General features: G+C 44.8%; 15 protein-coding genes. 3 read left to right on the plus strand and 12 right to left on the minus strand.

The window, feature by feature from the left end; translation table 11 throughout:
* Window positions 1-287 precede the first annotated feature (287 nt).
* The 10 genes from AB4307_RS15650 to AB4307_RS15695 all read right to left on the minus strand — a co-directional run bounded on the left by AB4307_RS15650 (window position 288) and on the right by AB4307_RS15695 (window position 9584).
* Entirely contained in the window at window positions 288-647 is a 360-nt protein-coding gene (locus AB4307_RS15650; RefSeq protein WP_372132395.1) for a DUF6559 family protein, read from the minus strand.
* A gap of 58 nt (window positions 648-705) precedes the next feature.
* Window positions 706-1464, minus strand: a complete 759-nt coding sequence (gene btuD / locus AB4307_RS15655) for a vitamin B12 ABC transporter ATP-binding protein BtuD (protein ID WP_136974865.1) — start codon at window positions 1462-1464, stop codon at window positions 706-708.
* Window positions 1451-2446: a vitamin B12 ABC transporter permease BtuC gene (btuC, locus tag AB4307_RS15660; protein ID WP_017070911.1), complete on the minus strand. Its 996-nt coding sequence runs from the start codon at window positions 2444-2446 to the stop codon at window positions 1451-1453. The genes btuD and btuC overlap by 14 nt, the downstream gene beginning before the upstream one ends.
* A 133-nt stretch (window positions 2447-2579) precedes the next feature.
* Window positions 2580-3608, minus strand: a complete 1029-nt coding sequence (locus AB4307_RS15665) for a succinylglutamate desuccinylase (RefSeq protein ID WP_372098028.1) — start codon at window positions 3606-3608, stop codon at window positions 2580-2582.
* 278 nt (window positions 3609-3886) lie between these two features.
* The gene (locus AB4307_RS15670) at window positions 3887-5683 is read right to left on the minus strand and encodes a M3 family oligoendopeptidase (protein ID WP_171733538.1); all 1797 of its coding nucleotides are present in this window, start codon (window positions 5681-5683) and stop codon (window positions 3887-3889) included.
* 139 nt (window positions 5684-5822) lie between these two features.
* A complete protein-coding gene (gene cobC, locus AB4307_RS15675; protein WP_372132399.1) occupies window positions 5823-6440 on the minus strand; it encodes an alpha-ribazole phosphatase family protein in 618 nt (205 codons plus the stop codon).
* 9 nt (window positions 6441-6449) lie between these two features.
* Window positions 6450-7070: a bifunctional adenosylcobinamide kinase/adenosylcobinamide-phosphate guanylyltransferase gene (gene cobU, locus AB4307_RS15680; RefSeq protein ID WP_372132402.1), complete on the minus strand. Its 621-nt coding sequence runs from the start codon at window positions 7068-7070 to the stop codon at window positions 6450-6452.
* A gap of 9 nt (window positions 7071-7079) precedes the next feature.
* The gene (locus AB4307_RS15685; protein WP_372132405.1) at window positions 7080-7886 is read right to left on the minus strand and encodes an adenosylcobinamide-GDP ribazoletransferase; all 807 of its coding nucleotides are present in this window, start codon (window positions 7884-7886) and stop codon (window positions 7080-7082) included.
* Entirely contained in the window at window positions 7886-8914 is a 1029-nt protein-coding gene (cobT, locus tag AB4307_RS15690; RefSeq protein ID WP_372132407.1) for a nicotinate-nucleotide--dimethylbenzimidazole phosphoribosyltransferase, read from the minus strand. Before cobT ends, AB4307_RS15685 begins: the two co-directional genes overlap by 1 nt.
* Before the next feature lie 58 nt (window positions 8915-8972).
* The gene (locus AB4307_RS15695) at window positions 8973-9584 is read right to left on the minus strand and encodes a flavin reductase family protein (protein WP_372129752.1); all 612 of its coding nucleotides are present in this window, start codon (window positions 9582-9584) and stop codon (window positions 8973-8975) included.
* A gap of 637 nt (window positions 9585-10221) precedes the next feature.
* On the opposite strand from AB4307_RS15695, the gene AB4307_RS15700 reads away from it, so the two are divergent.
* Together AB4307_RS15700 and AB4307_RS15705 are read left to right on the plus strand one after the other, a co-directional pair.
* A complete protein-coding gene (locus AB4307_RS15700; protein WP_017059149.1) occupies window positions 10222-10917 on the plus strand; it encodes an NAD-dependent epimerase/dehydratase family protein in 696 nt (231 codons plus the stop codon).
* Between the two features lie 185 nt (window positions 10918-11102).
* Window positions 11103-12476 carry an L-cystine transporter gene (locus tag AB4307_RS15705; RefSeq protein ID WP_372132410.1) on the plus strand — a complete coding sequence of 458 codons (1374 nt, stop codon included), beginning with the start codon at window positions 11103-11105 and terminating at the stop codon, window positions 12474-12476.
* A 112-nt stretch (window positions 12477-12588) separates the two neighbouring features.
* Here the strand turns inward: AB4307_RS15705 and AB4307_RS15710 are convergent, their stop codons facing one another.
* Both AB4307_RS15710 and AB4307_RS15715 read right to left on the minus strand, forming a co-directional pair.
* The gene (locus tag AB4307_RS15710; protein WP_372132413.1) at window positions 12589-12981 is read right to left on the minus strand and encodes a GlcG/HbpS family heme-binding protein; all 393 of its coding nucleotides are present in this window, start codon (window positions 12979-12981) and stop codon (window positions 12589-12591) included.
* 9 nt (window positions 12982-12990) lie between these two features.
* On the minus strand, window positions 12991-14001 hold the full coding sequence (locus AB4307_RS15715) for an aldo/keto reductase (protein WP_372132416.1): 1011 nt from the start codon (window positions 13999-14001) through the stop codon (window positions 12991-12993).
* A gap of 132 nt (window positions 14002-14133) precedes the next feature.
* Between AB4307_RS15715 and AB4307_RS15720 the strand changes: the two genes are divergently transcribed.
* The gene (locus AB4307_RS15720; protein ID WP_017059145.1) at window positions 14134-15018 is read left to right on the plus strand and encodes a LysR family transcriptional regulator; all 885 of its coding nucleotides are present in this window, start codon (window positions 14134-14136) and stop codon (window positions 15016-15018) included.
* Window positions 15019-15166: the final 148 nt, after the last annotated feature.

A 15166-nucleotide genomic window follows, 5' to 3' on the forward strand; every position in this document is an offset into this window, starting at 1 on the left:
GGAATCAGCATCACACAACTCAAACAAATGCGTTGTAGATAGATGATATTGGTTCGAATTATCAATTTTTACCGACAAAAATTACGCATTCCCTAAGAAAATAGATCGCTAGGAAGGTATTTTTTCATTGAATTAATTGGAGTGAAACGCTCGCATAAATAATGATATTGAGTGCTTTTTATCATCATTATTATTACGTTGTTGAGACTGCTGTAAAGTCGCTAAGCTATTGAGCGTATACGTTTATAAAAGGATAAATCATTAAACGTTAATTTGAACGAGCTAAACTAATAGCGGCTATTCATGCCAAATCGATTCGACATATCATCGTCCATACGACCGCCCTTCCAACCGCCGCCACCCAATAGATTAAGTACATCTCGCGCTGTGTAGTCTTCTCCGCCAAAGAAGTCATTAGACACATCATTACGCAGCAACTGAATAGTTGGAGCTAATTCAACAGCAAGATCTTGTGGATCCGCAAACAAGGCTAAAGCAATCTGTTGTTGGCGTTTACTCAACTCACGAGAACTTGTTTCAACCTGCCCAATAGAGAAGAAATCACGGCTTCCGTAGCTCTTCACCATCTTTGCAGACAATGACTTAATCACCTTTTTGATTCTTCTTCTTTGGATGTATCTAAACATATTTGCTTCCTTTACTAACTCGCCTTAAACCCAATGAGCAGCTTAACTAATTAGTCTTTTAACCAAACAAAAGATAGGTCTGATTGTCGACTGAGATACTTTTGACTTCGGTGTTGAACACGGACTCTAGCTGCTCAGGGGTAAGCACTTGATCAGCTGAGCCTGATGCTTGAAGTACACCTTTATCGAGCAACAACACTTGGTCTGCGTGTCTTAGTGTTCTGTTCAAATCATGGTTAGCCATGATCACAGCGATGCCCTTCTCTGCCACTCGTTCAATGAGCTTGTACAACAAGGCTTCTTGAGCAATATCCAACGGAGCTGCGGGTTCGTCGAGGATCAGCAGCTTCGCGTATGGGTTAAGTGTCGGCCAAATTTGCAGGCACATTCCCGCCAAACGTACGCGTTGCCATTCACCACCAGACAGTGTCTGAATTGAGCGATGAAGTTTGTCTGCAATGTCTAGCATCTGGCTGATTTCTTCCAAAGCTGCGTTGATTTCAGCATCAAGGCCGTGTGAGGAGCTTGGCAGTGACAATGCAAGATATTGGAACACTTCTAAGTTGAAGGCTGGCCTTGCGCTTTGGCACAAGTAAGCACGATGCAATGATAAATCTTGTAAAGACAGCTCCGACAAATCCTGCCCGTCGATCTTGATATCACCTTTGTAACCATCACCAATGCCAGATATCGATTCGAGTAAGGTACTTTTACCGCTGCCATTCGGGCCGATAACGTGAGTCACCTGCCCTTGCTTGAGCTCAAATGATAGTGGTAATAAACGAGCGCCAACGCTCAGGCTCTTAATTTGAATCATGATTTTTAATTAACATCCAAATGAAGATAGGCGCACCGATACTGGTGGTCATCACACCCAAAGGCAGCTCTGCGGAATCTAATAAGGTTCTTGCACAGATATCAGCAAACACCAACAACGCAGCGCCAGCAACGGCAGACAAAGGAAGAAGGTATTTGTTATCAGTACCAATCGCTAAACGCAATAAGTGTGGCACAACCAAGCCAACAAAGCTGATCACGCCACCTAAAGCTACCGCGCAGCCGACTAAAATAGACACGGCGAAAATTAGACGCCAGCGCAATCTCGGTACGTTTACGCCTAACTGTGCGGCATGCGTTTCGCCAATCATTAACTTATCTAGCTTACTACCTTGCAGGCACAGCCAAATAATCACGGGGATCATCACCAACGTGAGCGAGTGTTGATACCAAGTGACGCCACCTAAGCTGCCCATCAGCCAATACATCAATAAGCGTAGACTTAAGTCATCACTAAAATAGAACGCCCATGTCACCATCGCGCCAGAAAGAATGCCTAACGCGACACCCACCAGCAGCAATTTAGCCGTGGTGAGTCGCATCGTTTTTACCATGCTCACCAGTATCACGGTGAAACAGAGCGAGCCTAAAACGGCGGCAATCATGAACAGTTCTGGTGTGGGAGCAAACGGCAAGAAGAACAGTACGATAACCATCGCCAAGCTTGCGCCACCAGAAATGCCGAGCACACCTGGCTCTGCTAATACATTACCCAATAAGACTTGTAGGCTTGCGCCAGATACTGCTAGCCCTGCCCCGATAGCAATAGCTGCTAATAATCGAGGTAAGCGTAAATCAATCAGTAGTTTTTGTTCTAACGTGGACAAGGTGTCCAGAGGGGAAATGAAGAGATCGCCAACCATTAGGTAAATCGCACTCAGCGCGACAAGCAGTGCTGCCATCAGATAAATGGCTCGGGTCCATTTGCGCTGTTTTTGGTGAAGAAGTTGTTGGAAATCCATATCAAGCTACTTTGAAATTGTTCGCGTAACCTTACCTGTATCCCTAAATAAACTCAAGGCTCACACAGTAATGTGAACCTTGATATTTCAACCAGTTGAGCGGTTGTTTTCGTCGCTTTAACCCAGCTCAGTATTAATCGTATACAAGCTGACCGTGGTCGAATCGTGTTTCAACTTCGCACACCATTAAGGCCGCTCGTTGACCGATAGCCACGTTACGATTTGGGAATACCACTGCTTCGTTTTCATTCTTCGCCATCAATGGCTTATCACCATCATGACCAAACACTTCTCCGTGCTTGAATGCCGTAAAGTTTTCTACGTCATCAGAGAACATGAAATCAAAGTCATCGTGCAAACGAACAATGGTTCTGCTCACGCGATAAGTGATGGTTCGCTTAGGTAAATGCTCTGGCTCAACTTCAGCAATCAAGTTACGCATCGCCAAGTCAAAAGCCGTTAGCTTATCAAGTTGGTTCTCACCAATTCTCGCGACCTGCCCTAGTTCCATTGTCAGTGCTTGCGCTTCGAAGTTTTCAGCACTGTACCAACTGAATGTACTGGTTGGCGCATTTGACAACAACACTGCTTCCACGTGCGCACTGTTAATGAAATCAAACAGCTCTTTACTGCGTACTTCGTGGCGAACTTTAGGGCTCACTGCAAACGAGTAATGCTTAGATAAACGGATTGCACAGTGCAAATCTAGATGCCAACGAGTGGCAGGTTCCGTTTCTTTGTAAAACTCAGTCACCAAGAACTTCAAGTTCTTCGCGATATCCACTTCTCGATTGCTCTCGTACTGCTTTTCATCAAACAGACGATTCATGTTCACATCAAGAAAACGAGTATGCGCGTTAGTGGCTTCTGGGTGAGCTATGATAAACAAGCATCTCGCGTTTACTACTTGGAAACCTGTTTCAATATCCTCAATGAGCTTATCGATCAGCTCCATTGGTGAAGTTTCGTCGCCATGAACACCGGTTGAAAAAATGATGTTCTTGGTTTCAGAATTAAAATCCGCGGGAATCACTTCCAAGACACCGCGTTGATGAAGCTTAATTTGAACACCGTTACTCAGTACGGTCTGTCCTGCAAACACTTCTTGCTCAAGATCTAGGCTGTCAAAAAGAAATGATTGGCGAAAGAGGGTCTTCGTCATGCGCTACTCCTTAATTGCACGGCCGTATGTTAATAAATTGTACATAGAAATTGTGTTGCTAGGATCGCACTTATCAACAGAAACTCCGTTATCACTCACAAATACTACCCATATATTTTTATATTACCTGCTGACTTTACTAACCGACATCTGTTCCAAATAACTTTCTCTATTTAAAGAGACTTTTGGTTGTTTCGGCTTATCTCAGGTTATGCCAGCAAGATAAGAGCCACGTAAGCTAACACAGCTCTTACCTGCTATGAACAGATTGAGATCAATTAATCTTCCTGATCGAGCAATCTTTCAAATTCATCGATTTGAACTTTGACCATGTCGATGCTTTGTTGCCAAAAATCAGCTTGAGTCAGGTCCATTCCTAAGTGCTTTTGAACGACTTCTTCCGCCATCATGCTGCCCGTATCACGAAGCAACGAAACGTAATCGCCGTAGAATTGCTCACCTTTCGCATCGCGCTGAGCGTAAACACCTTTACTGAACAGGTAACCGAACAAGTATGGGTAGTTGTAGAAGCTTACTTGAGAGATGCTGAAATGCAGTTTGCTCGCCCAGAAGTAAGGGTCAGCTTCTGTCATTGCATCGCCATACCACTCTTTCCAAGTCGTTTCCATCAAGTCACACAGCTGCTGAGCCGTTAGCTCGCCTTTTTCACGCTGCTCGTAGAAGGCTTTTTCAAACTCAAAACGAACGGGAATGTTCACCATTAATGCCAAAGAAGAAGAAAGCTCTTCCCACAGCATTTCAAGTTTCTCATTACGTGTTTGTGCTTGTTTTAACAAATGGTCTCGAACGATATTTTCAGCAAAGATCGAAGCGGTTTCTGCTAGCGTCATTGGGTAGCGTGTTTGACACAACGGCATGTCTTTCATCACCCAGTTGTGGAACGCGTGGCCTAACTCGTGTGCCAATGTCATTAAATCTGAGCGGCTACCGCTCCATGTCATGAACACAAGCGGAGTGCGTGTAGCAGCAAACTTGGTGCAGTAAGCGCCTAAACGTTTGTTGGCTGCTGGTGCGGCATCAATCCAACCATTATCAACCATCAAAGCGACAAAATCAGCCATCTCTGGATTTACTTCAGCGAACGCAGTTTTGATCACGTCGATCGCCTCATCAAATGGGTAAACCTTAGATTCAGCGTCACCCAGCGGCGGCATCGCAGCTAAGTGATTCCAAGGCTTCATTTCATCTAGCCCGTGAACTCTTGCCATTAACAAACCTGCTTTCTGACCAACAGCTCGATTAGCTTTCGCTACCGACATCATGGTGTCTAGCGTTTCTGGCACAATGCGGCTGCCGTGTAGGCTTGGATCTAGGAAATGCACATCGCTAATCTTCGAACGCTTTTTGTTTTCAGTCAGTCGCCAACCCGCCAATGCATTTAGAATCGAAGCAAAAGACTCTTGGTGCGTTTTCATCGCACCTTGAACCGCGCGCCATGCTGGTTCTTGTTTGTCGAATTCGCTGCCGTACAACAGGCTCGCGGCTTGTGAAAAGCCTAGGGCTTCCTCTTCACCGTCCAGCTTTAGCGACAGTTTTAAAGATCCGGTTAGGTTATCGTATAAACGACCCCATCCGTCACGACCATCAACCTTCATCGCTGCCAATAACTGCTCTTCAGCAACACTGAGTCGGCTGCTTGATAACTTACGAGAGCTTTCAATCGCAAAGCGCTGCCCTGCTACGTCCGCACTATCATGCTCTAATACTGCATCAATAAATTCTGGTTCTGCGTGAATTAGCGTATCTTCGTAAGGGCTGAACGCTTGAGACATTTCAGAGTTCAGCTTCGCTACACGACCAAGCAATACTTTCGCTTCTGTGTGTGTCGCGTCGACCGATGCGTGGCAATTAGCGAAGGTGTTGATTGTACTCAGTAATGTGCCTGCCGCTTCTGAAGTCTGAATCGCGTTTTGCATCGCTAGAATGATATGACGCTTTTCAACGTGTAGGTTCAACAGCTCAATGCACTGCTGAATGAGTTCAATGTCCTGTTCGATTTTTGCATCATTAAGATCGCTATAAGCAATGCTTAGATCCCAACTTGGTGTTGTCATGACTAAATTCCTTTCACGTAGGTAGTAATACCAATCAGGTATAGCGGCTGTGAACGCCGCTTTATACTTCTATTTATATTTCTGTTTCTATTTACAGATCTAAAAGATTGTTAATTCTTAAACTGTGTTTTTTGAACACTCAGAGAACAGGTATCCCTATCGATTTAACGCTGATAAAGCTCTGCGCAAACTGAGTGATTTGAATATGCGTTATCGATGCGTTTTCTATCGATAACTTCGAGTACAAACTCGGGTTTTTCCAATCAATATTAAGGCAGTGCGCTAGCAGTATGCGAATCACACCACCATGAGTAACCAACAATATGTTGTCACTTGAATCATTCAAAAGTTGCGACCAAGCTTGAGTTACTCTGTCGTGGAAGCTCTGTAAACTTTCTGCGCCAGTTAATTGATGATTAGCAGGGTCTTTCCAAAAGGTTTCTAACATTCCCCACTTGTCTTCAAGTTCATCAAATGGGACACCATCTACTTCACCGAAGTTCATTTCCTGAAAACCCGATACAACTGATAAAGGCACAGACATACGCTCTGCAAACAAGCTCGCGAGATCACCACATCGTCTTAGTGGAGAGCTAACCACGCTATCAAAGGTAATGTCTTGTGTAGTTAGTGCCTCACATATCTGTTCTTGAAGATCAGAGTTGACCAGCACATCAGATAAACCATTGAGCGCAGCTTTTCCTTCGACTTTGCCATGTCTTAACAAATAGATGTTTTTGGTTGTTCCATTGACCATGTGTGCGACCTAGCCTTGAATATCAAGCAAGTGATTAGATGGTTTTAAGTGCAGCGGCAATCCGGCAGCAATCAGCGTGACGCGCTCAACGACACGAGCTAGCGCTTGGTTCATTCGTCCTGCATTGTCCACAAACAAGCGAGACACTTTACCCAGCGGCACCACACCTAAACCGACTTCGTTAGAGACCATGATAATTTGCGCCGGACTTTGCTCGACGCTTTTGACCAATACTTCAACCACGGCTTCAACCTGTTCATTAGTTGCGTCATCACCCAGTTCAAAGATGATGTTGTTCAACCACAAGGTTAGGCAATCAATCAATACCACATCTTCTTTCTCAAAAGACTGCAGTTTTTCGGCTAATTCGACGGGTACTTCATGCTCAATCCACTGCTCGCCACGACGTTGTTGATGGTGCGCGATTCGTTCTCGCATTTCATCATCAAGATATGTCGCTGTCGCAATATAATTGAGGCGTCCATTTGAACATGCTTCAAGCGCACATAATGCTTGTTGCTCCGCAAAACTAGACTTACCAGAACGAGCCCCGCCCAATACCAAATGGCTGTTTCGCTGACTTGCTTGATTAATTTGATTAGCTTGAATAGTTTCATTCGTGTTGGTCATAGGAAGCCGTTATAGAAAGCCATTGTAAAATGCAGTAATGAATACAAGGTAAGTCAGCAACTCCATTAACTGTTGAGCCGCACCCAAGCAGTCCCCAGTAAAGCCGCCAATTCGAGCCGTTAACCACGTTTTAAAACCTGTTCTGAACAGATAGGCGACGACAGATAAAACCAAAGCGAATTCAAGACCAAACCACAGGCTAGGCAGCACGCCTACCAGCAACAAGAAGACAAGTTCGCCCTTGGTTTGTTTATTGGCTAGAGGCTTACTCTTGCTCGTGTCTAAATCGCTGACGTAAGGCATGTCGTAAATAAGGGATGCCGCAATCACTCGGCTAAAGGTGTAGCTCGTCACGATGACCATAAACAATCCAGTCATGCTGATAAGTTCATTGAGCAGAACCCACTTTCCAAGCAACGCCATGATCAGCGCAGACGCGCCGTATGTACCAATTCGGCTATCTTTCATGATGGTCAAGCGGCGTTCAAGTGTCATGCCGCCACCAATACCATCCGCCATGTCAGTTAAGCCGTCTTCATGGAAAGCACCGGTCAGCATCAAACTAAAACTCATCATCAAAAAGATGGCAATCGAGCTTGGTAACACAGTATCAAGCAACAGGAACAAACCGCCGCACAAGGCGCCAAGCAACAAGCCGACTGTTGAGAAGTAACGACCAGAACGGTTCATACGCTCTTCTGAATAGGGCGTATTCTTTGGCATTGGCAAACGAGAAAAGAAGCCCATAGCCAACGAAAACAGCTCCCACTGATAAGCAGCGCGATCTTTCAAAGATCTGTTCGGCGTATCACTCATTAAACTGTGACTCCGGCGCTCTCGAAGCTCGCCATGTTGTTATAGAACTCAGCGGCCACTCGGATGATTGGCATGGCTAGTGCAGCGCCCGTGCCCTCGCCTAGTCTCAAGCCAAGATCAAGCAACGGCTCAGCGTCTAGAAGTTCTAATAGAATTTTGTGTCCTGACTCTTCTGAGCGATGCGCGAAGATCATGTAGTCACGGCAATTCGGTTCAATTAAGGTCGCAACATACGCAGCGACTGACACGATAAAACCATCGACCAGTACAGGAGTTCTGTTTTGATAAGCGCCAAGGAAAGCACCGACCATTTGCACTATTTCGTAACCACCGACTTGAGCTAAAATCGATTTAGGATCGAGTCCTGTGCAGCGTGCAACACCTTGCTCAACCACCTCGACTTTTCGTGATAACTGTTCGTTGTTGATACCAGTGCCTAAGCCTACACACTCTGCAGCAGTTCGGTTTGCTACCGCACTTAAAATCGCTGACGCGCTACTGGTATTGCCGATGCCCATCTCACCAAACATGATGATATTGGTGCCATTCGAAATAGTTCTAGATACAAGCTCTGAACCTAGTTCAATCCCACGTTCGACTGTTTCTAAACTCATTGCAGCTTCGTTGGCAAAGTTATTGGTTCGTGTACCCAAGCGCTGAGAGATCAACATGTCACTGTCTGATTCAACAGGCAACAATATCCCCGTGTCGACTACCGTGATATCGATATTATTCACCGCACAGAAACAATTGATCGCCGCGCCACCACTTAAGAAGTTCAACACCATCTGTTGTGTGACGGCACTTGGGGCAATACTCACGCCTTCGTCAGCAATGCCATGGTCGCCAGCAAAAATGATGATACTTGGCTTATTCAATTCGATGTGTTCAACCGCCGCTTCTTTGCCTTGGCTCTGAATCAATGCCAGTTGATGTGCGACTTTTTCGAGTAAACCAAGGGCACCGAGTGGCTTGGTTTTTTGGTCAATTCGGTGTTGGATGTACTGCGAGTATTGGGTATCTAACATAGTTTTTAAAAACGCTTATTCTGGGTACGTTGATTTAGGGACTGCTACTTAAGGATTGTTACTTAGGACGAGCGACAGAGAACACATTGGACAGCGTGGCGTATTCGCCTCCGCCTAGTCGAGATAAAGGATCAAGTGCTAGTGCATCAATCTTCAAGCGTTCGCTCTCTTTATCGATCACACCTTCAGAGATATACACCTGTTCAACTTGAGCAAAAATAAGGCTTTGTGGCACTTCTCCAACCTCTTTTACTTCGTACAAGGTGCATCCAAAAGCGACCGCGCACTCTTTCAATCTCGGTAAAGAGAAGCCTTCAAATTCAACCAGATCAATGTTATTCGCGGTGACTTCCGAATCACCATGTTCAAGGGTAGCTGCTGTCGCCGTCATGGTTTCGGCAGAACTTGAAGAAGCAATGTGAATCACTAGCTTACCCGTTTCTAGGGCATTACGAGTGGTATCTTTGATTTCGCCGGACGGCTTCTTCCCAACCGATAACATCAGTAACGGCGGATTACTAGAAACAGGCGTGAAATAAGAGAAAGGCGCGAGGTTGTACTCTTGGTCAGAAGATTCCGTCAATGCCCACGCAATCGGGCGAGGAACAACGGTTTGTGTCATCAGGTGATAAATCTGAGTGGGAGCAAGAGTATCAAGCTTGAGGTTCATAGCACGTCCTTGGTCTATGTGAATTACGACTCAGTTTACGTGTTAAGCAAGGCTGTATCTATGGCTATGTGGCAGAAACCGCAGAGAGTGTTCTTAATTTAAACAGATCACACTGGTTTTTTCTCAGATTGACAGTCAAATTGACGAACCCTAAAACACAAATAATACTGATAATAGATTTATCAATAACTTACATTTGGGCATCGTTTATGCCTTATCTAAATTACTTATTAATCTCTCCATTGATAAGTACCCATACAGTGAATGCCCACAACACTGACGCTACACGAAGAAAGACAATCGATTGAAAGACAAAACAGAACAACGATTTAGGAGGTGTAATGATTCCAAATTCAAGTAAAAGAAAACCAAATAAATCAAGTAAGAAAGCTAGCAAAAAGGTAAGGAAAATCCCACTGTCCTTTACCTAGTAAGAAGCAAGAAAAGTAACAAAGCCCGTCGCCCAGCGGGCTTTGTTATGTTTGAGACTCAACCAATACCGGATTCAGATCCCTACTATATTAAATACGTCATTAGCCACTCAGCATTCGCCCCTCATTTATCAAACTTTTATTCGCTTAAAATTCAAACACTGTTTATATTAAACAAGCACTTGTGAAGCGAGTAAGGGGTTAGGATGAGCATTTCTGGAGACAAAACATCGGTCGTGGTGGCTGGTGCAACCGGGTTAATTGGTCATCATGTGATGAAGTTGCTCATCGATGAACCCGCCGTTGATCATATCTATGCCCTATCTCGCCGAGCGTTAGATTCACAGTTTGATTCCAACAAGCTCCACACACTCATTCACAGCGACCTGCAAGTTACCAGTTGGGATGACACGAATGCGACGCCTAATCTTGGCGTTATCTGCTTAGGTACGACTAAGAAAAAGGCAGGATCAAAAGAAGCGCTTCGCAAAATCGATGTGGAACTGGTTAGCCAAGTCGCACAGTCGATGAAGTTTCTTGGGGTTCAACGCGTAGCGGTCGTTTCTAGCTATGGCGCTTCACCAGATTCCTATTCGCACTACCTTCGCTGTAAAGGACAAATGGAACAAAATTTAAAACGTATTGGCTTCAAGCAGCTTTTCATCGCACGCCCTGGGCCTCTGGTGGGTGAGCGTGATGAACCTAGAGCTGATGAAAAACTCCTGCAAAGTGTCTTTCCTCTGCTGTCTCCATTTATGCTTGGTAAGTTCAAAAACCTACGCCCTATTCAGTCGGAAGACGTAGCCAAAGCAATGTTGTTCCGGTTATTCGAAAATAATTTCCAAAATATCGAAATTTACTCGTCAAGTGACATGCTCAATTTATTGGCAAAATATCGCTAAAAAGCTCACCTATTCATCACAATGTTGAATATCCACCCATCCTATTGAGTGGATATTACTAATCGTTCTAATAAATTACTTTTCCTTATTTTACGTTTTGTTACAGGTCGCTACTGTAGCTAACAGTATTTGCGCCCATATATCTAAGCGCCCTATCGATTTAAAGAGATTCATAAGGAAAACAAATGTCATTTTCAGCTATCGCTGCCTTAGCGGTATTCACTGGTATCCTCTTTTTTCTCTACGGACAGCAGAAAAAAGAAAACACACTTTCTCGCCTCGTTTTACTCGGTTTAGTATTTGGTAGCGCATTTGGTCTTGGTCTACAGCTGTTATTTGGTGAAGGCAATCCGGTCATCAACGAAACACTAGACTGGGTAAATATTGTTGGCCGTGGTTATGTTGGCCTACTGAAAATGGTGATCATGCCATTAGTATTGGTTTCAATGATTGCAGCAGTAGTGAAGCTTGAAAAAGGCGGCTCACTGGGCAAGATTTCTGGTATCACCATTTCTGTACTGTTAGCAACAACCGCGATTTCTGCGATTGTTGGTATTGTTGTAACGCAAGCATTCGGCCTATCTGCTGAAGGTTTAACAGAAGGCGCTCGCGAAACAGCACGTATCGCAACACTTGAAAGCCGCATCGGTAGCGTTTCAGACCTAACAATTCCACAAATGCTGATCAGCTTTATTCCGACTAACCCATTTGCAGACCTAACGGGTGCTCGCTCTACGTCTATCATCGCGGTTGTTATCTTTGGTGTGCTAACGGGCATCGCTGCTCGTAAAGTGATGGCAGAGAAAGAAGAACTAGAATCTCCGATCCGTACGTTTGTTGAAGCGGCACAATCTATCGTTATGCGCTTAGTTAAGATGATCATGGCACTAACGCCATACGGCATCGCAGCGTTAATGGCGAAGGTAGTTGCAACATCAAGTGCTTCTGACATCCTCAGCCTACTGGGTTTCATCGTTGCATCTTACGTTGCGATTCTACTGATGTTCGTCGTACACGGTGTGTTGGTTTCTTTTGTTGGTGTAAACCCGAAAGAGTACTTCCAAAAGATCTGGCCTGTACTGACGTTCGCTTTCACGTCTCGTAGTTCTGCAGCAACAATTCCACTGAACGTTGAAGCTCAAATCACTAAGCTAAACGTGCCACCAGCGATTGCTAACCTGTCTGCCTCTTTCGGTGCGACGATTGGTCAAAACGGTTGTGCGGGTATCTACCCTGCAATGCTAGCAGTCATGGTTGCGCCTACAGTTGGCGTCGACCCAATGGACATCAACTTCATTCTGTCTCTGATTGCTATTATCACAGTGAGCTCATTCGGTATTGCTGGCGTAGGTGGCGGTGCAACGTTCGCGGCGCTTATCGTACTTCCTGCTATGGGCCTTCCTGTAACGATTGCAGCACTGCTTATCTCTATCGAGCCACTTATCGATATGGCACGTACGGCGCTTAACGTATCTGGTGCTATGACAGCCGGTACGATCACAAGCCGCCTATTAGGCAAGAAAGACAAGCAACAAGATCTGGAACAAGCGAACGCTTAATGGGTTCGATTGATTCAAGCACTTGAGTCTCGTTAAACAAAAAAACCGATGCACATGCATCGGTTTTTTATTATCTGTTACTTCTAACTTCCATTACTTCACGAGCAACAGCTTAGAACACAAGTTGAATGACTTTTTCGGCAAGTGCTTCATCGTCGTCTTCACTTAATCCGCTGACACCAATAGTGCCAATCACCTGCCCATTTAATTCAATGGGAACACCGCCTTTAAAGCCAGTGATCTTTGGGTCAGTCCAGTAACTTAAGTCTTTACCAGTTTCTCTCGCCCAAGCACCTAAGTTACCGCTTGGCTGTCTATCTCTTGCAGATGTATAAGCTTTGTTCTGTGCTAACAATCCGGCTTGAACACTCACATTATCCATGCGAATAAACGCCAGTAACTCACCGTGCGTATCACACACGCTCACCGCGATTGCTTGTTGATTACGCTCAGCAATGTCTAGAGCGTTAGACACCAGTTGTTGCGCGATCTTTTGATTCAACATATTCATTCCTTATGGCAGTGCTTGACCACGTGAGTACACGTATAGGTTGTACCACTCTTCACGAGACAGGTTCATCTGAGTCGCGACTGCCGAAGCTTTGATTCGCTCTAGATTTGTGGTGCCAATTACAGGTTGGATACGAGCAGGGTGACGAAGCAAAAATGCCAACACAATCGCTTCACTTTCTACGCCATATTGGTTCGCTAACTGAGCCACGTAGTGCGCTGTCTTTTTCACGTTTTCATGTTCTGAATACAAACCTTGCTCAGCAAATCGGCCTTGTGCCAAACAGCCCCAAGCTTGCAGTTGGATGTTATTCAATTGGCAATGTTCAAGAGTGCCTGCGGCGAAGTCTGATTGATGGTGCCCTTGCGAGTTAATCATCACCCCATCATTCAACCAATCCAATTTGGCTAAGCTCATCTCAACTTGATTCGCGACGATGGGTTGCCCAAGCGCAGATTGCAGGTACTGAATTTGATGGCTGTTCATGTTCGACACACCAAAATAATCGACCTTACCTTGCGCTTTTAAGTTCTCTAACGTTCTTGCTAGCTCATCGAGTTCCATCAAAGGATCAGGGCGGTGCAATAACAGCACATCAAGCTTTTCAGTATTCAATCGATTGAGAATACCGTCTACCGATTGGCCTACCCAATCAGCCGAGAAATCATAACGACCAACATTGCCCTCGCCTTCAAAACGAATCCCACACTTAGATTGAATGAACATCTGTTCACGCAGATCAGGCGCTTGTTGTAATGCTTGACCAAAGGCTTGCTCAGCTTTGCTGAAGGTATAGATATCCGCATGGTCGAATAAGTTAATGCCCGATTCTAGTGCGGTGCCGATTACGCTTCGTGTTTGAGCAACATCCGCACTCGTCACTGGATTATCATTCCAGCCACCACCTAACCCCATGCAGCCATAGGCAATTTGCCCAACATTCGGTAGATAATTTGATAATGGGATACGTTTTTTGTCATTCGTTTTGTTTGTAGATTCAGTGCTGTTCGTCATATCGATTCTCGCTTAGAAGATTTGCTGACCAGAAATATGCCTCTATCATATTGTTCTTTTTAAAAAACAGAATATGCTAGTTACGAAATGATTGTTTGATATGACGAACAATAGATTGGTAGGAACGCGCGAATGAACGAACACAAAAGAATAGAACGACTGATCCTGTTTGTAGAACTTGCTCAGCAACTCAACTTTACCAAGGCAGCCGAAAAGCTCGGTATCTCTAAGAGCTACCTTTCTGAACAGATCAAACGTTTAGAGAACGATTTACAGTGCCCGCTTTTGGTCAGAACCACTCGCAGTGTTCGTTTAACCCAAGAAGGCGAACGCGCGTTACAACAAGGCTTAACGATTCGCTCGCAAGTCTTACAGCTTGAACGCAGTGTTTCTGAGCAACACGACATCGTCAAAGGCCTATTACGCCTCACTGCGCCAAAGATGTTTACTGAGGTATATCTATTCGATATCTGCCAACAGTTTAGGCAGCAATACCCTGAGATTCGTTTCGAGATAAACAGTAGCTACACCAACTTTAATCTCAATCAAGATGATATCGATATCGCGTTTCGTGCCACCAATACGCCACCTGACAACATGGTGGCGAAACACTTGATTAGCTATCAACATGATTTAGTCGCGACTCCCGGTTATCTTAACCAATTTGGTCGCCCTACCAATGTGAGTGACTTAAGTGATCATCAATGCTTAGCAACTCTGCACCAAACCGAGTGGCCTTTAAAATCGGTAAATATTGATGTGTCCGGCTGGCTTTCAAGTAATGACAACCACCTGCTTAAGCAACAAGCTATGGCAGGCAGTGGCATCATCCGTATTGCAAGTTACTACGTTGCGAAAGAGGTCGAACTGGGAGAATTAGAGCGAGTGCTGCCTGATGAATGTCTGCAACAAGGCAACAGTATTTATCTGTTCTATCCGCAAGTTATTTATCCGGCAAAGAAACACCAAGTGTTCGTTAAATTTGTTCAGCATTACTTTGAAAACTTGAGAGCTTGATAGTTTAAGATCTTGAAAACTGGAGAGCTCGATCATTTAAGAGCTTGAAGATTTGGTAGTTTAAGAATATGAAAGCTGAGTTAACGAGTTGAAGAAACGGAAACCGATGAACAGATAAATCAAATAACGGCTTTGTTGCGTAATTCAA

The sequence above is a fragment of the Vibrio sp. 10N.261.52.C2 genome (assembly GCF_041471425.1).
Classification (GTDB): Bacteria; Pseudomonadota; Gammaproteobacteria; order Enterobacterales; family Vibrionaceae; genus Vibrio; species Vibrio crassostreae_C.